Origin of the sequence: Shewanella sp. H8, assembly GCF_040285065.1 — a bacterium.
GTDB lineage: Bacteria > Pseudomonadota > Gammaproteobacteria > Enterobacterales > Shewanellaceae > Shewanella > Shewanella polaris.
Genome location: NZ_CP157213.1, coordinates 3487122 through 3509152, shown reverse-complemented (window position 1 = coordinate 3509152; position 22031 = coordinate 3487122). Strand labels below are relative to the sequence as shown.

The window sequence follows — 22031 nt, the reverse complement described above, 5'->3', positions numbered from 1 at the left end:
TTGGAGTAAATAAATTGGAACATATCGTTTGGGATCTTGATCCTGTGTTGATTTCGTTTATGGGATTAAAAGTACATTGGTATGGAGCCTTGTTTGCGTTAGCCATAGCGACGGGTTTTCAGGTGATGAAACGTATTTATACAAAAGAAGGCTTAGATGTTGAGTCGCTGGATAATCTATTAATTTATTGCGTTGTCGGCATTATTGTTGGTGCTCGTTTAGCCCATTGTATTTTTTATGATCCAGGGTATTACTTCTCTCATCCAATGAAGATTTTTGCGATTTGGGAAGGCGGATTAGCCAGCCATGGTGGGGGCTTAGGTGCCATATTGGCCTTGTATTATTACCAGCGTAAAGTGAAGTTACCGTTTTTGTTTCTGCTTGATCGTTTAGCAATCGCGACTGCGATATTTGGCTTTTTTGTTCGTTTAGCCAACTTTGCTAACTCTGAGATTTTAGGCGAACCAACAACGCTGCCATGGGGCATTATTTTCAAGCGGATTGATATGCTTCCACGCCACCCAGCACAGTTGTATGAGTCGTTTGCGTATCTATTAATATTTATTGGCTTATACGCCATTTATAAATACACCAATATGAAGCAAAAGCACGGCGCCATTTTTGGTTTGTTTTTAATTTTGGTATTTAGTGCTCGTATTGGTATCGAAACCGTAAAAGTGAGTCAAGCGGCTTACCATGAGTCGATTCTCAGTGCTGGCCAGTGGTTAAGTTTACCGTTTTTATTCACGGGTATTGTGTTGCTCATTATGGCTTACCGTAAACGCAGTTAATTATTTTCTGATAAAAACTCGTACACAAAAAAACGTCCTATGGCTAATGCGATAGGACGTTTTTTTATGGCTGGTATTTAGCGTTCAATTAATGCTTGGTAGTATACCTAAACATACATAAGCATGTTGTGGGTCGTTGAGCTGTAAACACAGTTAAACGACTAAACATACCGGGTGTAACTTTTCTGCTTTAACGGCGCACACCTTATATTCTGGAATTTTTGCAATGGGATCCAATGCATTAATGGTCAGTTTATTGGCCGCGGCTTCGGCAAAATGGAAGGGTAAAAATAATACGCCTACTTGAGCACGTTTAGTCACAAAGGCGGCTATTTCAATCGTTCCGCGGCGGGTACTGAGGATTAACATATCACCGTTACTCACGCCTAATTTTTCGGCATCGTAAACCGAAATCATCACTCTTGGCGAACCTTTAATATCAAGCTCTGGGGTTTTGCGTGTCATGGTGCCAGTATGAAACTGCTCCAGTAAACGGCCTGTTGACAGTGTTAATGGGTACTCACTATCAGGCATTTCAGCGGGTAGACGATAACTCGCGGGGATCATTCTGCCTTTGCCGCGCAAAAATGTCTCGGTATGTAAAATCGGGGTGCCAGGATGGTTTTCATCAAAGCATGGCCATTGTAAACCATCTACTTTGTGTTCAAGGCGTTGCCAAGTCAGACCTTGATATTGTGGAGTGACATGATTAATTTCATCCCAAATGTCTTTGGTGCTGTGGTAATGCCAATTTGCACCTAGGTTGTTGGCAATCGTTTGAATAATTTTCCAGTCGACAATGGCTTCACCCGGTGGCGTTAATGCCACACGTAATTGCTGTACCCGACGTTCGGTATTGGTGAAATGACCATCCTTTTCAGCAAAAGCCGTGGCGGGCAGAACAACATGCGCCATTTGGGCGGTTTCGGTTAAAAAGATATCTTGCACGACCATAAATTTGATTTTAGACAGGGCTGCAATAACATGGGCTTGATCTGGATCGCTCAGTACAGGGTTTTCACCTAATACATACAATGCCTCGAGTTTGCCCTCAACAATTGCGTGCATGATTTCTGTGGCCGTGAATCCGGGCTCAGATGGAAGCGAGCTGTTACCCCAAACGTGAGTAAATTTAGCATTATTATTCAGATTATCGACTTTCTGATAACCCGGATAATAATTAGGTAACGCGCCCATATCACACGCACCTTGAACATTACTTTGGCCGCGAAGCGGGTTTAATCCCGCGCCTATTACACCAATGTTGCCACACAATAATTGTAAGTTAGAGGTAGACACTACGTTGTCATAACCTGAAGTATGTTGGGTTATTCCCATGGCATAATACAAGGCAGTTTTGTTTGCGGTGCCAATCATTTTTGCCATTAAGGCAATATCATCAGCGCTGACACCTGTGATTAATGCGGCATTGGTTAGATTGTAATCTGGCTTCATCACTTCTTGCTTGAGTATTTCATAATCTTCAACACGATTATTGATGTAGTCGACGTCTTGCCAATCATTGAGAATAATTTGCTGCATGATGGCATTGAGAAGCATGACATCTGTGCCAGGTCGATGAGAAACATAAAGATTAGCGCTGTCTGCAATCGTGGTTTTCTTTGGGTCTGCGACGATTAAGCGCGCACCATGTTGACTCACCGCCCGTTTGATATGAGAAGCAATAATCGGATGGGCGCTGGTGGTGTCAGAGCCGATGATAAAAATAACATCAGACTCTTTAATACTAGGAATATCATTGGTCATGGCGCCGCCGCCAATGGTATCGGATAAGCCTGCAACCGTTGATGAATGACATAATCTTGCGCAGTGATCGATGTTGTTAGTACCCATAATGCTACGGGTAAACTTTTGCATTAAATAGTTTTCTTCATTGGTACATTTAGCTGAAGATAATGCGGCAAATTTACTCGGTCCTGTGGCATCTTTAATCGGTTGTAGTTGCTCGGTAATATAGCTAATGGCCTCGCTCCAACTGGCTGGTTGCAGTTGACCATTTTTGCGAATTAATGGTGTGGTAAGGCGTTTAGGGCTGTTTAAAAAGTCAAAACCTGAGCGACCTTTTACGCATAGCATGCCTTCATTTACCAGTGAGTGACTATCGCCACTGACACGCATAACGTGGTTATTACTTTGGTCGACATGTAGTTCAACACGACAACCAACACCACAATATGTGCACACGGTTGAGGTTTTAGTTAATTCTCTGTCAGTGCCTTGAGTTTTATCTCTGGCATCAACCAAGGCGCCAGTGGGGCAGACTTGAACACAGTTACCACATTGCACGCAGTCACTGTCATTCATAGACGCGGTAAAGCCAACTCGCGGCGCATTACGGCTAATGCCTGCTGTGGTGGCATCGGGTAGCGCTTGATAGCTGTTGGGTTCAAAGCTAATCACGTTATGGCCACTTTGTTGATGACAGGCTTCAATGCAAGCCCCACAGCTGATGCAACGATTGGCATCAAAAGTAATAAAAGGCGCACTGTTGTCGACTTTAAATTTACGCGCCTGAGTTTGATCGAGTGTTTTACCGTCAACTTTATATTCGGTGGCATAGTCGCGTAACTTACAATCGGTATTGGCTTGGCAAGCACATTCTAAACAGCGCATGGCTTCTTTCATTGCTTCTTCAGGAACAAACCCTAGCTCCACCTCGGAAAAATTAAGGGTTCGATTTAACTGACTTAATTCAGGCATTTTTAGTCGAGGACGTTTAGCTATCTCGGGGTATAAGTCAGGATATAGCTCAGCAGACAACGAGGCTGTTTTGTTGGCTTTTCGTGAGTTAAATAGCCCTTGTTCTAAATGGCAGGTTAACCCTTCAGTTAATAATCCTTCAATGGCTTCAGCAGCTTTTCGACCATCTGCCACTGCACCTACTGCAGTACCAGGGCCAGTGCGCGAATCACCAATAACAAACAGTTTTTCTACGCCTGCAGACATGGTTTGTTCACAGCCAAGGAAGGTATGCCAGCGGGTTAGGGCAAGGTGACCTGTGTCTATTTGGTTTTCGGGCTGTTCTAAAAAATCTAAATCGACTTGTTGAGATACTGCTGGAATAACGGTATCAAAGACTTCTTCAAAGGTTTCTCCAGTCGCCTTGGGAGAGCGTCGGCCTGATGCATCGGGTTCACCTAGCGCCATTTTCGCAAACGTGACCGATTTAACTCGGCCTTGGCTATCACTGTGGTTTTCGACTGGATTGGTGAGAAAATGAAACTTAACGCCTTCTTCTTCGGCTTCATGTATTTCATAGGGTTCTGCTGGCATTTCATCGCGGCTACGGCGATAAATTAAGGTGACATCTGCACCATCGCGCACAGCGGTTCGAGCGCAATCAATCGCAGTATTACCACCACCAATAACGGCCACTTTTTTGCCGGTAATGAATTTTTTATCTGTGCAATAATCGCGTAAATAATCCACCCCTAAATAACAGCCTTGTAAATCGCTGCCTGGGTAATTCATGGGTACGGCTTTTTGCGCCCCAATTGCGAGGCAAACCGCATCATAATTGGCCACCAATTCGGTTAAATTGGTATCACGACCCAATGCACAACCCGTTTTAATCTTAAGTCCGTTACGGGTGAGTAGTTCTATTTCTTTATCGAGAATATCTTTGGGTAAGCGATATTCTGGAATGCCGTAACGTAACCAGCCGCCCGCTTTTGGGGCAGACTCCATAATGGTGACATCGTGGCCATTATTAGAAAGGTAGTAACCCGCGGTCAATCCCGCTGGTCCACTGCCAATGATGGCAATGCGTTTATTCGTCGCAGGTGCTTTTGGCGGAACGTAAGATTCTAAATCATGTAAATCTAAGTCTGCGGCATGACGTTTGAGCTGACGAATGGCTACGGGTTCATCAACTAATCCGCGGCGACACTCGGCTTCACAAAATGCAGGACAAACACGGCCAATAGACAGCGGTAAAGGTAAGGTTTTTTTGATGACCTTTACCGCTTCTTTATAGTCGCCTTTGCCAATATGATAAAGGTAAGATTGTACGTCAACGCCTGCAGGGCAAGCTGTTTGGCAAGGGGCTTCACAATCGGCAAAATGATCGCTGAGAATATTCTCAAGTGCCTCTTGACGAATTTTACTTAAATAGCTTGATTGGGTAATCACTTCTAAGCCGGTTTCTAGGGCTGTCTCGCAAGCACGAACACAGCGTAAGCTGCCATCATGATTTTTTATTTGCACTTGGCATAAATTACAGTGCTGTTTAGCCTTACTGTGGGAAAAGTCACACAAGTTTGGGATGTTAATACCGGCATCAGTGGCTGCTTTTAATAAGCTATCTGCCTGGGGCAGCGATAGGGTTGCGCCGTCTATGGTGATGTCAATCATTACAAGGCCTTTTAAATTTGAATTGCTGGCTAAGTTTGAATTGCTGTATAAGTCTGCATTGAATGGGGAGCGTACAACTGGACGTCATTCAGGTATCACTACAAAAAGCGGAGTTTGTTTAGCGTGTATTATGTTGCTCTGCAGATTGCGTTTGATAACCTTGGTGTTGTTTCTGCACCCACTGTTGATAAATTCAGTTTAATTGGCTAGGGGATGTTCAGATGTGATTTAGATCATTTTTGTGGTAATTAAAAAGCATGTTTAAATTTATTTCATATTAAACACTGAGTTATTAATATGGAAATAGTGATGGTAAGACCTGTTAAGTCGCACTATTTCGCCATTGTTTATGATTATGGACAGCAAATGGCTAATTTATGCTGCCCAAAAAATCACAGACAGAGCTAACGGGATCGCCCAATTAGCCTCTGTCTGTTCAAATTACTTAAGCCTAAAAACGGCTTCGACTCTATCGCTAATCGTTATTTGACCTTGCTGGTAGGTTTGTGACACGTCTGCATTCATTTTCATACTTGCACGGTACATTTCAGGCTGATGTGATTGCTGCGGAAAGTATCTCACTTCCCATACCCCTGCAATTTGTTCATCAAAACCTTTGGCTAATGATTGGGCTTTTTGCTTGGCATCATTAATGGCGGCTTGGCGAGCTTGAGTGATGAGGTGGGCTTCTTGGCTGGATTTAAGCTCGATGTTATTCACATTATTAATCCCTTCAACCAATGCGCTGTCGAGTATGTCATTTAAGCTAGTGAGATCCATTACGGTGACCGTCATTTGGCGGTTGGCGTTATATCCGCTGAGTTTTCTCGGCTCATTTTTGACATAAACATATTGTGGATTAAGTTGTAAATTAGCCGTTTGAATGTGCTTTTTGTCGATACCCGCTTTAAGTAAACGTTGCATAAACTGGCTGACGGCTTCGTCGGCTTTATCTTTTGCCGCTTTGGCGTTGTCGGCTTGTACTGCCACTGCAACATTAATAATTGCCATATCGGCTGAGGCTTCAATGGTACTGGTGCCCACGGTTTCAATATGAGCAAAGCTTAATTCGGCCGCTTGCACTGTCGCTAAACAGCTGGTGGCCGTTAAGGCGAATAATGTGCTTGAAATGATACTGGTCAGTAATCGTTTTTTCATGAAAAACTCCGTAATCAATAAGATCTGTTAATCAGTGTAAACGTGACAAAAATAAAAAAGGGTTTTATTTTTTATCTTTAGGTTGGTCGTGAAAAAGCTGTGCTGAGATATCAAGTAGTTTATCTCTTATCCATTGATTTACCGGATCGTCTTCTGCTTGTTTATGCCAATACATGTGCACGGCTAAATCGGGCACTTCAAAGGGCAACGGCGATACCACAATAGGCATAGATTGTTGCAACAACATGGCGTAGCTATTTGGCATGGTCATTATCATGTCAGATTGGCTGACAACATTAATTGCAGCAAAGTAGTGTTCGCAGCGCAGGGCAATATTGCGGGTAATGCCTTGGGTTGCTAAAGCCATGTCGACGGTGTCGATAGTAAAGTCTTTTAAGCTGACTAACGCATGTGATGCTTTGGCGTAATTTTCCAGTGTTAACTGCTGCAATATCGGATGATCTTTACGGCAAATAAGTGAAAAGGATTCATGGCAAATTAAACTGCTGCGTATGTCTTTATGGGTTGGCATTAGCACATCGATCACAATGTCTAAACTCTGCTGCGCCAATGAGGGTTCAAGTTCGATACGCTTAATTTGACGACTGTTTAATGTGAGGTTAGGGGTGTTGTTAAGTAAGTCTGGCACCAAAATGGGGAAAAACATCGATTCTAAAATATCCCTTAAACCGAGTTTAATTTCGCGTTTATGCTGCAGAATGTCAAAAGTTGCCGGCTTTGATATGGTGTTATCGAGCAAACTCATTGCTTGTAATACATCAGGAATAATTTTTTGGCATAAGGCCGTAGGCAGCATTTTGCGACCATGGCGAACAAATAATGGGTCGTTAAATTTGTCGCGTAAACGTGCTATTGCATGGCTTACCGCTGGTTGGCTTAAGTGTAATTTAGCCGCAGCGGCAGTAATACTGCCTTGCTGATACACAGTGATCATAATGAGGAATAAGTTCAAATCAATCTTACTATGCAACATATTAATAGTTATCTATGAGTTAGTATCATTTGAATTTATTTTAGGCTTGGTTAAATTAAAGTCAAACTAAACTAATAAAAGTAGACTCAAGATGACCACATTACACGATACCCAGCAAACCCAACAAATGAAAAAAATGACCATCGGTACCGATAAATTTCCTATGCCATTACCGCCTAAATTTGATAACAAGCAACAGCAACAACAATTCGAAAAACAGCGCTTAGCGGCAGCATTCAGAGTATTCGCCCATTATCGATTCGACGAAGGTTTAGCGGGACACATTACCCTGCGAGATTGCATTGCCCCTGAAACCTTTTGGGTAAATCCTTTAGCAGTACATTTTTCCAAAATTAAAGCATCAGATTTAGTGCGTGTTGACCATAATGGCAATATTTTGGAAGGCAAGCACCCAATTAATAATGCAGCTTTTGCGATTCATTCACGCATTCATCATGCTCGCCCAGATGTTAATGCCGTCGCTCATGCCCATACAACTTACGGCCGTGCATTTTCATCATTAGGTGAGCTACTTAAGCCTATTTCTCAAGATGCATGCATGTTTTATGAAAACCACAGCGTGTTTGACACTTTTACCGGTGTGGTGGCTGACTTGTCTGAAGGCGATATGATAGCAGAGGCGTTACAAGACAATGCCGCGGTAATTTTACAAAATCATGGCTTATTAACCGTAGGGAAATCGGTTGATGCAGCGACAGCTAACTTTATTATGTTAGACAGTTGCTGCCACAGTCAGTTATTGGCGCAGGCGGCGGGTGAACTCAAGTTAATTGGTCATGATATTGCGACTAAAACACGACAAATTAATGGTTCCGACTTAGTGACTTGGGGGAATTTTCAGCCGATTTACCAAGTGATGTTAGCGAAAGATAATAGCTTTTTAGATTAATTTCAGCCTCGCTTTTAACACCACTCTCGCTAGGTCGTTTGGCTTAGCGAGCAAGGATGCACTCCATTATGACTGGTTCGATTATTACTGAAATTCTGTTGCCGCTGTCGCTTGCGTTTATTATGTTTGGTATGGGCTTGAGTTTAACCCGCTTTGATTTTTTACGCCTTTGGCAAACACCTGCACCTATTCTCACTGGCTTTGTAGGACAGATTATTGCGCTGCCATTGTTGGCTTTTGGTATTTGTATCGCAATGGATCTTTCTGCGCCCATGGCTGTTGGTTTGATGATTTTGGCGGCTTGTCCAGGTGGCACAACCTCTAATGTGGTGAGCCATTTAGCCAAAGCAAACTTGGCGTTATCGGTAAGTTTAACCGCTATTAGCAGCATAGTGTGTGTGGTTACTGCGCCGTTTGTGATTCAATTTGCTATTGCTCATTTTGCTAATGATGTGTCCATTGATATGTCATTAACCAGCATTTCATTGGGGTTACTCGTTATTACCTTATTGCCAATTATATTGGGTATGTTAGTGCGCAGTTATTGTCGTGATTGGGCGGTAAAGGCTGAGGTGTACTTTAGACGCTTTGCATTAGTGTTCTTACTGTTAATGATTATCGGGGTGGTTATTCAAGAGCATACCATTATTGTTGATGCCTTTAATGAGGTATTTATTGCCTGCTTATTGCTAAATTTTGGCGCGATGTTTATTGGGGCAATCAGCGCTAAATTATTATCGCTTAGCCATAAAGATACCTTAACGTTAGCGATAGAGATTGGTTTGCAAAACTCCACTATGGCAATGTTAATTTGCATTAGTTTACTGCAAGTGCCTAGTTATGCTGTGGTGGCAGGAGTTTACAGTATAACCATGTATGTAGGCGCTGGATTACTGATTGCTTATGCTAGTTATATTCATTCGGATAAAAGTGCCGCTGTTCAAGCGAGCGAGCCACATTAGTAGGGCTTGCTGCTATAAACAAATGGCTCGTTTTGATTATGGATGGTAGGTACTGAGTACCCGCCTAGGCTAATTGAGATAAGTATCATGTCACTACATGTTCAATTAGCGACAGCGCATCTTTAGCCACTAATGTTAATTCGATTACGGCCGCTTGATTTTGCGCGGTAAAGTGCCGTGTCAGCTGCGCATACAAGGGCGGTAGGGGTACGATATTGACCGCTGCGCTCACAGGCAATGCCTTGGCTGACACTGATTTTAGTTTGCGCTGGCAAACCGAGATCGGTGAAGCTTAATTGGTTAATACGCGCTTGGATTTGCTTAGCAATATATTCTGCTGTTAATGGATTGCTGTTGGGCAAAATAACCACAAATTCTTCACCACCATACCTTGATGCCATGGCATTGTTCGAGGGTAAGGCGTCTAACAGTACTTGAGCAATTTTTTGCAAACATTTGTCGCCATTTATATGACCAAACTGATCGTTAAATATTTTAAAGTAATCCACGTCGATAATGATCAAACACAATGGTTGGTCGTGATTAATGCTGTCGTTCCAATTGTTTTGCAACGCGTCATCAAAAGCGTGACGATTAGCTAAGCCGGTTAATTTATCTGTATGGGCTAAGTGGCGCAATTTATTGTATTCGGCTTTATGGCTGGTTAAATTATGCATGATACCGATAAATAACGGTTCTGAGCCTAACTTCATAGAGGGTAAACATGACAATGATAAATCGGCTTCGAGTAGGGTGCTGTCGGCGCGATTAATAATAATTTCTTTTGGTCCATGATTAAAAGGCGCTGTTTGTTTATTGGTTTCGCTGGCCTTGTTCCACACTTCAAATAACGATTGATATTCATCTTTAAACGGACTTTGTAAATAATCGGTCCAGGTTTGGCCAATTAACATTTCATTCGGGGCACCAAATAATTTAGCCGCCAATGGGTTAATCATTTCAATAACACCGGCGGAATTAATCACAAAAATGGCTTCAGAAATGGCCCCAATTACATTGAGCAAGGTGGTAATTTGCACGTTTTCTGCCGCCGTCATTTGACCATTATTATCGGCAGTGGCCATATTTTCTAACATGGTATTTTCGTGGATTTGGACGTTATTTAAAATTTGTTTTTTTGTCCCGCCAGGAAATTTAGCGAATGAGTTTGTTAATTTAGTCACACGAGAAATCGTGTTATTGAGTTCAGTTAATTTATCATTGGTAAACATGGTGCATTCCCTTAAGCGTTTGGTATTGGTAACCCCTTGTTGATGTCAAACACTCTATTAGAAATAGCGGTTTTTAACCTTTCGGTAATCTTCTTATTTTAACCTGTTGATTTATTTGTGTTTAAAGTTTCTTTTTATAGTATAAATTGGTTGTTATTGAGTTGACGCTATTGCATGTACCTTGGATGTAAGCCGGTTTTGTTGCTGGGTTTTAGGATTTGTCTCTTTAGAATCGATAGTCTTCTTAGCCGAAACAGCCTTTTTTATGGCTATATTTGGTTGCATCGTTGACAGATAGTAAGCCGTTACTGGGAGGTAGCGAGACCGTTATTTGGCAGGCGTTTGCTCGTTGGGCTATTGAGAAATGATTGGTTTTTGAGTTCGGTTAACGGGTAAAAGATAACTCCAACCTCAGGTGATGTTAATGGATCACACTAGCCGTTTTATCAAGGTTTAATTATTGGTTGTTTTAATGATATTGAACAAGATAAAAGCTCAGGGCAAGCCTGAACTTTTATCTTAGGTTTATTTAATGTTTAGTTTGGGTGATTGACGATTTCAGGATCGGGACTGAGTACCTGCAAGGTATTGCAGCTGTTTGATAATACAAACTGAAAGCCGGTATTACCTGGTGTTTTATCTAAATCGGTTAATTGAATTAATGTGCCATCGCTGCTAATGGTAATCGCATCAATAATTTTATCAAAAGGTGTGGTGAAGGCCGCACCAACAAATTTTAGCCCTTTACCGGTTTTATCAATTAGCTGGTAAGAAATGGTGCTGTATTGGTTAACGACGACATTGCCACATACATCTGTGCCATCCAGGTTGGTATAAGTAAATACAGGCACTTCTTTGTCGTTTAGGGTGATAGTGAGATTAAAAAACGTTGCTTGGCCTTGAGTGTTTGACATTATATTCTCCATACTTTGGTTTAGGGTTTAGGGTTTAGGGTTTAAGTTTAGGATTAAACCTAAAATCGGTTATGGCCGATTGTTGTAACAGTTGCAATAAATCAGGGTGTTGGTCGAGTTCGCCAAGGCAATCGAGAGCTTGAGCATAAGGAATGGTAAATTGTGGGTCGTTATTTTTTTCAACAATAGTTGCTAACAGACTTTTAGATTGCCGACACAAGGTGATAACTTGTTGTGGCTGGCCGATGGAAGCCAGTAATGACGCCGCTAACATATTGCTTTGGGTTAAATTCGCCACATAAAGTGAACTTTGTTTAAACTCAGTGGTTAATTCGCTAAAAGAGGATATTGCTAGACGCGCATAAACAAGGCTTTCTGAAAGCAGTCCTTGTGAGGCTAAATAATTTGCTGCGGCCATTTGATATTTTGCCCATAACTCATTTTTTTTGTTGGAGGTTTGTAAGTACAAATCTTCAGCAAATTTGGATGCTAATGAGTCAACACTGTAGCTCATAGTGTGTTCAATTGGTTCAAGACTAAAAGCCAACATATTCAGATAATCATGATATTGGAGTATTTTCCAAACTTCATTTTCAGGGTCTTGTTTTAGGGCATTGGTAATAGCAATGAGACCAAGTTTTGCTTTTTCAAAGGCTTGTGAGTTATGACTTCGATAACTTAACAAAATGGCCAGTTGTTGGTAGCTACTGGATAGTCGTTCAAGTAAATAAGGCTGTTTTTCTAAAGCTTGATTGGCCAACTGCTGTTGAATTTGTTGGTGTATTTGTATCGCCGCGGTAATGTCGCCTTGGGCGGTGGCGGCGCTGGCAAGCCAAGAGCGTGCATTAGCAATATCGGCAATCAATTGGCTGTTGGTGTTATTTTTATCCCATAGTTGTAACTTGAGTAGCAATGATTGCTCAAATGCCTCACGGGCGGCGGTAAAGTGTTGCTGCTTCATGTGGATCGAGCCTAAGGAGTTGTGGGCGTACGACAATTCCATAACGGCATCGTCATCGTCTGGCGCGTATTGATACATGGCTTGGCTGTAGCTTAAGTATTGCTCCAACCAAGGCTGTGTTGCAGCCCAATCACTTTTATCGTATTCAAGCTGGCCGAGCCAAAAAGCATTGGCACCTAACGTTTTAAGTAAGTTGAGGTTTTGCGGTTGTATTTCGAGTAACGGCAGCATGCGCTGTTGGGCAGCAATTAAGGCGCTGTGGGCTTCGTCGGTATTGCCGCGCGAATAAGCCACTTCGCCCATGGCCTCTAAGGTTTGGCTGTGTTGAAACTGGGCTTCAAAGCTTAAATAGCTGGCATCGTCGGCCGAAAAGTCACTGAAATATTCTAATGCTTTATTACTGATACCATCGAGCAAGTCCATGCGACCAATACCGCGCATTTTGTCGGCGAATTCACCCACCATAAAACCGAGTAAGTTTTCCGCCGCCAGGCGTTTTTGTTGCGCTTGGGTTTCGGCCTGAATACTGCGAACGCTCATGGCGACAGAAATTAATGTCAGTGTCACAAGGGCTAGCATGACTGCGCGGCGGCGCCAGCGGCCGATGTTGGCTTGTTTGCTAGAGGCTTGAATGAGTGCGAGTTCTTGAGGCTCTAGGTTAAACAATTGGTTATTTAGCAATGTGCTTGCTTCTGTTAATGGTTTACCTTCTGCCAGTAAATAAGCACTACTTTTTGACTCCGCTAGCCAGCGGTTGGATTGATGCTGTAAACGGCTTTTAATCGCTAAACTGTCCTTGTGCTCGGTTATCCATTGGGTCGCGCGGGGCCAGCGCCTTAATAGCGCTTCGTGGGCAATACTAAAGCAGGGTTGATCTTGTTGCAGATGCGAAACAAACAAACGATTATCGACCATGGCTTTGACGAGGTTTATTTCGGCGTCGCTAACGAGATCGCTCCAGCGGGCGGTGCTGCTAGTGATCGATTTTTCATCTTCGGTGAGGGTGACTAACATCGACAGTATTTTAGGCAGCGCGGCGCGTTCGCTGTTGTTTAATTGGCCTAGCACTTCTTCGGCATTTTTACCGATGGCGCCTTCAATACCACCAAGCGAATGGTATACCGACACCAATAATTGGTTGTTGTCATCTTTGTTCAAATACAGTGATTGCAAGGTGTATTGCAACATGGGCAGAGCATCGGGGTTTGAGGCGGCTTCACTGCAAAGTATTTCGTCCAACGGCATTGCCGTATCGGGATCGAGTGTCCATGTGAGGTTAGCTGCATTGGCCGGCAAGCGGATCATTTGCATCAGCTCTGATCGGGTTGGGGCCGATAAATCGAAATGTGAGCCATTGGCTTTGCCTGCCATTAGGCTTGGGTGGCTAACAACCTGAGGATAAAAGTCATTGCGGCAAGCACTAATAATTAATACTACCCCTGAAACCGCAAGGGTTTCTAGGATATCTAATACATTGTTACGTTCGGATTCGGTAAATAATGGCGACGCTAATAAGATTTCTAAACGGTCGATAAACAATGAAAAATGGGGCCGACTGTATTTGGGGGCATTGTCATCATTGATTGATGAGTATTTGGCTAAAGCTAGCTGACAATATTCAATAACGGCATTGATGTCGTTTTGCAGTTTGTTTGCCAGCATATCGGCACTACAGTCGGTAAACACCGCTTGGTCATTGATTTCCCAGTCGAGCATCGCACTGGCGATATCGATAATTAACCTGCTTTTAGTGACATCGGCTAAATCTAGGTTGGCATTATCAATGACGCCAACCCCGTTAAAGCCATTTTTCGACATCAAATTAGGCATGATACCAGCATTAATGAGCGATGATTTGCCTGTACCGCTGGGGCCGAGGATTAAGCAAAAGGCACGGCCAAAATCAACTTGTTTAGTAATGCGATTTAATAAGGTGTTAACTTGCTCGCTTCGGCCAAAAAATACATTGGAGTCGTTGGTGTCAAATGCGCGTAACCCCGGAAACGGTGAGGCGCCTTGCCATTGTTGGGTAGTGACTTTAGCATGGTGACCAATGGGAAATTCAACTTTGGCTAATGTGCGATACCCACGCTTGCGGATGGTTTCAATGTAACTGGGGTTTGATGCTTGGTCACCTAAGGCTTTGCGCAGTTGGGTTATCACTTTATGCAGTGGATTGTCGCCAATGGCGATGTCTCCCCAGCATTGACGAATAATATCGTCTGGGGTGAGCACCTCTCCTTGGTGTTGGCACAGTAGCCTTAATACGTCCATGGCTTTAGGTTCGAGGGTGCGGATTGTGTCACCCGATTGAACACTGTTACTTTGCGGATTGATTTGCCAATCGCCAAAAAAGAAACTGCTGTTGCTCATCTTGATTCATGTCCAATGCGTTAATCGCGTTAAGTTTGGCTAAATATAGGTTTCGCCTTAATGATTGATATCCAGCGCTAAGCTTACTTCTGGAGTGTTATCATTGGTGATACTATTTTCAGCACCTTTTATTGTAGGGTGCGATTACGTCAGTTGTATTTTTGTTATAAAATTGTACCGTATAATTACATTTGTCTCGACAACTATATCGCGTACAGCATCTGGTTAATGTTGTTGTTCTAATTGTTTTATTTGCTCTACTATGAATTGATTTACTGGGGTTTTTATACCGTATTTTTTGCCAATACGGACCACTGCGCCATTGATGTAATCGACTTCTGTTTTTCGTTTTGTTTGAATGTCTTCCCACATCGACGATCGTGCTTTGGGATCTATGTCTAGCATCTGTTTAGCTAAAACATTAAATAGTACATTTGGCAGCGATAAAATGGTGGGTAACCAAGTGGGTTTGACCTTAGTGTATTGGTGTAATTGGATGTCAGCCGCCTCGCACACCGCTAACCATTCTTTCATTGCTTTGGCCAACATCCGACGATTTTTGTAATGACTTAATTGCTGTTTAATTGGTAAGTCGATGACGGCATTTAAGGCGTTATTGAGATTTAATAATAATTTACCGTAAATCATGGGGGTAAAGTCTGCTTCAATGTCGCAACCAAATCCGTGGCTAACGAGTGCAGATTGAATTGCGATGGTATGAGGGTTTGCTTGTAAGGTAAACACACCCTCTGTGCCTTTGTGAAACACAGCATTGGGCAGTTGTAGCACATTAAACGGCGTGATCCCTTGGAGTAAGCTGTAATGATCGAGTGAGTCTTTAATGCTGTCAAAACTGCCTAAGCCATTTTGCATAAATACTATGCTGCTGTTGTCATGAGTAATCGCCATTAACTGATTGGCAATAGTGCTGACTTGATGACATTTTAAGGTGACAAATACCAGATCAAATTTGCCATTGATTGACGGCTCTTTGTTGATATCAGTGATCAACGCTTGCGGCATAATGGTTTGTTTAAAGCCGTTATAATCGGTCATGGTAATGCCGTTATTAGCGATAATTTTCAGCTTAATCGCTGGACGACAAATTAAACTGACCTGTAACCCTGAGAGACATAACTGACCTGCTAAATAACAGCCTGTTGAACCCGCGCCAAAAATTGCAATATCCATTTTATATTCATTCACTGTTTGTTTATGACGAATCGATTTTCTAATCGTTATGTAACACGATATTTTACTTGCTTGTAACATAACAGTATTTTTGGCAGTGTAGAAAACTTAACCAAATAAAATTAAAAAAAGAGAGTTTCTATGAATAAAAATGCTATTAGCACTCTGGCCTTGGCAGTGTTCGGATTAACTCTGGCATCTACTGTGGTTGAAGCTGCCGAAATTAACGTTATTTATGCTGAAACGTTATTAACCGTGCCGGGTGAGGCACCTTTAAGTCAGCAAACTGTTGTAATAAAAGATGGGGTAATCACTTCTATAACATCAGGCTATCAATCTGCGCCAGTGGCGAACGAGAATGACAGCGTTGAGGTTATAGATCTTAAAAATAGCTTTGTAATGCCTGGGATGATGGATATGCATGTTCATTTACAGGGCGAGTTAGGACCGAATAATGATAGCGAGACTTTGCGTATGTCGGATGCCGATGTGGCAATGCGCAGTGCTTATTTTGCAAAAAAGACCTTATTAGCTGGCTTTACTACCGTTCGGGATTTAGGCGCTAAACCGGAACAGATATATGCGTTACGCGATGGCATTAATAAAGGTTGGGTTGATGGCCCACGAATTATTGCATCTGGGGGCGTATCAGTAACCGGAGGCCATGGTGATGTTGATGGCATGAGCCCCGATTTACTTGATAAGTTCACCTCAAAGACCATTTGTGATGGGCCTTATGATTGTCGTCGTGCGACTCGTAGAGCCATTAAATTTGGTGCCGATGTGATTAAGATTACTTCTACTGGCGGTGTGTTATCTGACACTAATACTGGTACTGGTCAACAAATGGATAATGATGAACTTAAAGAAGTTATTGATACTGCGCATGCATTAGGTCGAAAAGTAGCTAGTCATGCCCACGCAGCCCAAGGGATTAATGCGGCGTTGCGTGCTGGCGTCGACAGTATTGAGCATGGCAGTTACGCCGATAAAGAAAGTATTAAGTTAATGAAGAAAAGTGGTGCGTTTTTAGTGCCAACATTGTTGGCCGGTGACACAGTAGTGAAAATGGCCAATGTGGCTGGGGGCAACTTTATGTCTCCAGCCATTAAAGCTAAAGCGATTCGTGTTGGTGGTGACATGATGAAAAACTTTAGTGCGGCTTACAAAGCAGGCGTTAATATTGCTTATGGCACCGACAGTGGGGTGTCACATCATGGTGACAATGCCCAAGAAGCAGTATTGATGAGCAAGGCTGGCATGAGTAATGAGGATATATTAGTCAGTGCGACAGTTAATTCGGCAAAACTGATTGATATGTCGGATAAACTGGGCACGCTTGAGGTGGGTAAATATGCCGACATTATCGCGACACATAACAGTCCGCTTGAGCAAATTGAAGCGTTATTAGATGTGTCATTTGTGATGAAAAAAGGAGTTATTTATAAGCGTTAATGCTATTTATTATTGTAGGTTGGTGGTACCGGAAATATATCACCTCAACGACTACTTGAGTTGGGATTAATTGGGTTGAGGTTAATTAGCAAATTAGCAGACAGTTTATTAACTGGAGCTAAGGTTAAACTGACTTTAGCGCCAGTATTGTTGATCCCTAACTTATAATCATTGTTTATTTTCTTTGTGGTATTTCAATAATCGGCTCAGTGTCGCACTTCTGAATTGAATTTTGGTATTCATTATTTGATTTTTATCAATAAAACGTCTCATTCTTGACCGCGCTTACCATACAGTATGGTTAACCGTAACTAATAAGAGTATATTATTGAATTTACACCATTAACATCATCAATGACGTATATGGATATATAGATGGTAGCTAAGGAATGCTTATGTCGCTTGAAATCGTTGAATTATTTATTTCCATCTTATTGTTAATTATTGCAGTGTTGTTGGTTGTTAATTTGAACCGACACAGTCAGCAACAAGCTAAGAAGATGATGTTAAATACCTATGAGCTTATTCTTGATCAAGTTGATGCTTATATTTATTTAAAAGATACGCAATGTAAATATGTTTATGCGAACCAACTCACCCTTAACTTCTTTGGCGTGACTCTTGAAAAGCTAAAGGGAACTTCCGATAGCGATTACTTTCCAGATAATGTTGTAGAGATATTGCATGGGAATGACACTAAAGTGCTTAATTCACAGCATAAAATATCTGATGATGTGGTTGTTGATACCACAGCATCTTTAGTTGTTTATCACGATGTGAAACAACCTGTATATAACCATAAAGGCGTATTAATTGGCCTAATTGGGATTTCTACCGACATTACTGCTGACTATCATTTACGTTCAAAATTAGAGCAACTTGCTAATACCGATCCGCTAACGGGTTTGTTTAATCGCCGTTCATTTACATCTTTTTGTGAACATGAATTTTTTCGTTCTACTCGCTATTTTCGCCCCTTCTCATTAATGATCATCGACATTGATTTGTTTAAACTGGTTAATGACACCTATGGTCATTTAGTCGGTGATGAGGTAATTAAGCGTGTAGCTAATATATGCGGTGAACATGTCAGAGAGGCTGATGTAGTGGCTCGAATTGGCGGTGAAGAATTTGCGATTTTATTACCCAATACTGATATTGACTCTGCTTATATTTTGGCCGAAAGGTTAAGAGTCGCTCAACAACAGCCTGATGAAAATCAGGCTCCTTCTATAACCATTAGCATTGGTGTTGCAACCTTGTGTTCTCAGGATAAAGCATTTTTAGAGGTATTTAAGCGGGCAGACAATGCGTTGTATTCTTCAAAAAATGTTGGACGCAATAGTGTCAATGTCGCGTAAGAGCATGTACTAAATAACCATTTCAATATGATGGCAAAGTGGGTTTAATGCCATTTTATCCAGTACAATCCATTAGGTGTCATTATGTAATTGGTCATATAATCTTAAATATTGTTAATTTAAGTTGCGCGCAATTAGTTATTGCGATTATCATATGGCTAATAAAAGGACGATTTAAGTTAAATTTTGCGTAATTTTGTGAATTAGCGCTCGATATGGGTGGGAAGTTTACGCCTAAATTGATCCAGTTGTTGTTTTAACGCAGAGAGTTCACATTGATCGATACCGCATTGTTGAATAATGCAGTCGTGGATTTGTATTGCTCTGGATTCAAGTTGGTGACCTTTGTCGGTTAATTGCATACATAATACCCGTTCGTCTTTAGGGGCGCGGATACGTTTAAGCAGCCCATCGGATTCAAGACGTTTTATGACTGGTGTTAATGCGCCGGACTGCTGTCCGAGTTTGCTGGCTAAGGTTTTTAAACTTAAGCCGTCTTGCTCCCAAAGCACTAACATCACTAAATATTGAGTGTAGGTGAGGCCGATAGAGTCAAGTAACGGTTTATACAACTGTGAGATGGCCAATGATGTTGAATAAACAGCAAAGCACAGCTGATTCTCAAGTAACATGGGTTTATCATTTTTCATATCAGTCGCTTAGCTCGCAATATGGTTGATCATTTTTAGGCTGATCAACCTAGGTAAAAGAAACGTATTATAAGAACTTAGTTGGCTATGGTATCAGTTTTTGATGATATCTGTATTGCCAGTGTTAACAAAGTTAATGATTTTTAACATTTTTTAATTATTTAGATCATATTGTCTTTTCGTGGCCGATTTTATGGTGCCGTTGTTATTTAAAGGATACAAGATGAATACTCAAAACCGTCGTATAGTACTGGCAAGCCGCCCTCAAGGTGAACCTGTCGCTAATAATTTCCGTTTAGAAACTGTCAATAAACCGATACCCGCACAAGGTGAGGTATTATTGCGCGCGGTGTATTTATCAATTGATCCCTACATGCGTGGGCGTATGAATGATGCTAAATCATATGCAGAGCCGGTTGCCATTGACGATGTGATGGTGGGCGCAGCGGTATCACAAGTGGAAGTGTCTAATCATCCTGATTATAAAGTGGGTGAGTGGGTGTTAGCGTTTGGAGGCTGGCAAGATTATTTGGTCTCTAATGGCGAAGGTTTAATGAAATTAGGAGATAACCCAAGCCATCCTTCCTATGCATTAGGCATTATGGGAATGCCTGGGTTTACCGCGTATATGGGACTATTAGACATTGGCGTACCTAAAGCGGGCGAAACCATTGTAGTTGCCGCGGCCACCGGGCCTGTTGGCGCTACGGTTGGCCAAATTGGTAAGTTAAAAGGCTGTCGAGTCGTTGGTATTGCTGGTGGCGCTGAAAAATGTCGCTACGCCAAAGACGTGCTCGGTTTTGACGAATGTATTGACCATAAAGCCGCTGATTTTGCGCAGCAATTGGCAACACATTGTGGTAATGGCATTGATGTGTATTTTGAAAACGTTGGCGGCAAGGTGTTTGATGCGGTATTACCGTTATTGAATACGGGTGCTCGGGTGCCTTTATGCGGATTAGTTTCTCAATATAACGCGACTTCGTTACCCGATGGCCCAGATCGTTTGTCCTTGCTTATGGGCACGTTGTTGGTTAAGCGGATTAAGATGCAAGGCTTTATTATTTTTGATGATTATGGCGATCGTTATCCTGAGTTTGCCAAAGATATGGGCCAATGGCTTGGTGAAGGTAAAATTCAATATCGCGAACAGATTGTTGATGGTCTTGAAAACATGGCCGCTGCCTTTATCGGACTATTAAAGGGCGAAAACTTCGGCAAGGTTGTGATTAAAGTAAACGATCCTCTGTAATCCAGTTGATTACGTAAACAGATATTATTTAAGGAATAACAATGAAAGTATTAATGGTATTAACTTCGCACGATAAGTTAGGTGATACGGGTAAGAAAACCGGTTTTTGGTTGGAAGAATTAGCTGCGCCGTATTACACATTTGTCGATAAAGGTGCTGAAGTTGTATTGGCTTCTCCTAAAGGTGGTTTACCGCCACTGGACCCTGTAAGTGATCAAGCTGATTTTCAAACTGACTCTACGCGTCGTTTTACTGCAGATGCTAAAGCGCAAGCATTATTAGCCAATACACTAACATTAGCATCAGTTAATGTAGCAGACTATGACGCAGTGTTTTATCCTGGTGGCCATGGTCCATTATGGGATTTAACCAATGACAAAGACTCCATTGCATTAATTGAACAATGTTATAAAGCAGACAAACTTTTAGGATTGGTTTGCCATGCGCCAGGAGTACTTAAATTCCCTAAAAAACCAGATGGAACACCATTAGTTGCGGGTAAAAATGTAACCGGTTTTACTAATGGTGAAGAAGCTGCTGTTCAGCTCACCGATGTTGTGCCATTTTTGGTGGAAGACATGCTACAACAAAATGGTGCAACCTATTCTAAGGGAGATGATTGGCATCCATATGCGGTCGTTGACGGTAAATTAATTACTGGCCAAAACCCTGCTTCGTCAGAGTTAGTGGCACAAAAAATGTTAGCTTTGTTAAGTTAAAAGCTAATTTATCCTCGGTTCGAATGAACAGAACTGAGGGATTGATATAAGCCCAGTGATTTTTCATTGGGCTTATTTTTACCGTTTCAAATGACTTGGATAACTTAATGATTAAACTACATCACTTAAACAAATCACGTTCAAAACGCATTATTTGGTTATTAGAAGAGCTGGGTGTCGATTATGAGTTAGTTGCTTATCAGCGTGATGCGAGTTCTTTTTTAGCGCCAGAATCACTTAAAAAAGTACATCCATTAGGTAAGTCACCAGTGCTTGAAACAAGTGACTATACCATTGCAGAGTCGGGCGCTATTACCGAATACTTAATTCAAACCTATGGTGCAGATAAACTGATGCCAGCATTAGGTACAGCAGATTATATCGATTACTTACAATGGATGCATTTTGCTGAAAGCTCGGCTGCACTGCCATTATTATTGAAGATTTTTGTTAATATGGAAGGTGCTGAAACGCGTTTTATTGGTGGCTATGCAGATGCCGAAACAGCCAAAGTCATTGGCTATGTTAACGATCGTTTAGAAGGGAAGTTATATCTAGTCGGTAACCGTCTTAGCGGTGCAGATATTATGATGTCGTTTATTGCAGAGCTTGTTGGCCAAAACGGTGAGTTTGAAAAGTATCCTAATATTGGCAAATATTATCAGCAATTATTGACTCATGAGTCATTTCAAAAAGCATTGAAAATTGAAGCTGAATATTAATCACGATAAATA

General features: G+C 41.8%; 16 protein-coding genes. 8 read left to right on the top strand and 8 right to left on the bottom strand.

Annotated features, from left to right (window positions below):
* Positions 1-14: 14 nt before the first annotated feature.
* Positions 15-791, top strand: a complete 777-nt coding sequence (lgt, locus tag ABIS04_RS15150; RefSeq protein ID WP_137225879.1) for a prolipoprotein diacylglyceryl transferase — start codon at positions 15-17, stop codon at positions 789-791.
* A 153-nt stretch (positions 792-944) separates the two neighbouring features.
* Here the strand turns inward: lgt and fdhF are convergent, their stop codons facing one another.
* The 3 genes from fdhF to ABIS04_RS15135 all read right to left on the bottom strand — a co-directional run bounded on the left by fdhF (position 945) and on the right by ABIS04_RS15135 (position 7317).
* Positions 945-5165, bottom strand: coding sequence for a formate dehydrogenase subunit alpha (gene fdhF, locus ABIS04_RS15145; RefSeq protein WP_350431588.1), 4221 nt, complete (start codon positions 5163-5165; stop codon positions 945-947).
* A gap of 441 nt (positions 5166-5606) precedes the next feature.
* Entirely contained in the window at positions 5607-6323 is a 717-nt protein-coding gene (locus ABIS04_RS15140; RefSeq protein ID WP_350431587.1) for an oxidative stress defense protein, read from the bottom strand.
* 64 nt (positions 6324-6387) lie between these two features.
* On the bottom strand, positions 6388-7317 hold the full coding sequence (locus tag ABIS04_RS15135; protein ID WP_350431586.1) for a LysR family transcriptional regulator: 930 nt from the start codon (positions 7315-7317) through the stop codon (positions 6388-6390).
* Positions 7318-7408: 91 nt separating this feature from the next.
* Here ABIS04_RS15135 and ABIS04_RS15130 point away from each other — a divergent pair, with 91 nt between their 5' ends.
* The gene (locus ABIS04_RS15130; RefSeq protein ID WP_350431585.1) at positions 7409-8227 is read left to right on the top strand and encodes a class II aldolase/adducin family protein; all 819 of its coding nucleotides are present in this window, start codon (positions 7409-7411) and stop codon (positions 8225-8227) included.
* A 68-nt stretch (positions 8228-8295) separates the two neighbouring features.
* The gene (locus tag ABIS04_RS15125; RefSeq protein WP_350431584.1) at positions 8296-9189 is read left to right on the top strand and encodes a bile acid:sodium symporter family protein; all 894 of its coding nucleotides are present in this window, start codon (positions 8296-8298) and stop codon (positions 9187-9189) included.
* Between the two features lie 122 nt (positions 9190-9311).
* Here the strand turns inward: ABIS04_RS15125 and ABIS04_RS15120 are convergent, their stop codons facing one another.
* From ABIS04_RS15120 to ABIS04_RS15105, 4 genes are all read right to left on the bottom strand, one after another.
* Positions 9312-10421 carry a sensor domain-containing diguanylate cyclase gene (locus ABIS04_RS15120; RefSeq protein ID WP_350431583.1) on the bottom strand — a complete coding sequence of 370 codons (1110 nt, stop codon included), beginning with the start codon at positions 10419-10421 and terminating at the stop codon, positions 9312-9314.
* A 536-nt stretch (positions 10422-10957) separates the two neighbouring features.
* Complete coding sequence (locus tag ABIS04_RS15115) at positions 10958-11335, bottom strand: DP-EP family protein (RefSeq protein WP_124729894.1); 378 nt, start codon at positions 11333-11335, stop codon at positions 10958-10960.
* Between the two features lie 34 nt (positions 11336-11369).
* Entirely contained in the window at positions 11370-14669 is a 3300-nt protein-coding gene (locus tag ABIS04_RS15110; protein WP_350431582.1) for a winged helix-turn-helix domain-containing protein, read from the bottom strand.
* Positions 14670-14894: 225 nt separating this feature from the next.
* Positions 14895-15860, bottom strand: coding sequence for a 2-dehydropantoate 2-reductase (locus tag ABIS04_RS15105; RefSeq protein WP_350431581.1), 966 nt, complete (start codon positions 15858-15860; stop codon positions 14895-14897).
* A gap of 141 nt (positions 15861-16001) precedes the next feature.
* Here ABIS04_RS15105 and ABIS04_RS15100 point away from each other — a divergent pair, with 141 nt between their 5' ends.
* Complete coding sequence (locus tag ABIS04_RS15100) at positions 16002-17315, top strand: amidohydrolase family protein (protein WP_350431580.1); 1314 nt, start codon at positions 16002-16004, stop codon at positions 17313-17315.
* Positions 17316-17710: 395 nt separating this feature from the next.
* Positions 17711-18676, top strand: a complete 966-nt coding sequence (locus tag ABIS04_RS15095; protein WP_350431579.1) for a GGDEF domain-containing protein — start codon at positions 17711-17713, stop codon at positions 18674-18676.
* A 203-nt stretch (positions 18677-18879) separates the two neighbouring features.
* Here the strand turns inward: ABIS04_RS15095 and ABIS04_RS15090 are convergent, their stop codons facing one another.
* A complete protein-coding gene (locus tag ABIS04_RS15090) occupies positions 18880-19326 on the bottom strand; it encodes a MarR family transcriptional regulator (RefSeq protein WP_350431578.1) in 447 nt (148 codons plus the stop codon).
* A gap of 223 nt (positions 19327-19549) precedes the next feature.
* On the opposite strand from ABIS04_RS15090, the gene ABIS04_RS15085 reads away from it, so the two are divergent.
* The 3 genes from ABIS04_RS15085 to ABIS04_RS15075 all read left to right on the top strand — a co-directional run bounded on the left by ABIS04_RS15085 (position 19550) and on the right by ABIS04_RS15075 (position 22019).
* Positions 19550-20578, top strand: coding sequence for an NADP-dependent oxidoreductase (locus ABIS04_RS15085; protein WP_350431577.1), 1029 nt, complete (start codon positions 19550-19552; stop codon positions 20576-20578).
* Between the two features lie 41 nt (positions 20579-20619).
* Positions 20620-21297: a type 1 glutamine amidotransferase domain-containing protein gene (locus ABIS04_RS15080; protein ID WP_350431576.1), complete on the top strand. Its 678-nt coding sequence runs from the start codon at positions 20620-20622 to the stop codon at positions 21295-21297.
* Positions 21298-21404: 107 nt separating this feature from the next.
* Positions 21405-22019 carry a glutathione S-transferase family protein gene (locus ABIS04_RS15075; protein WP_350431575.1) on the top strand — a complete coding sequence of 205 codons (615 nt, stop codon included), beginning with the start codon at positions 21405-21407 and terminating at the stop codon, positions 22017-22019.
* Positions 22020-22031 lie beyond the last annotated feature (12 nt).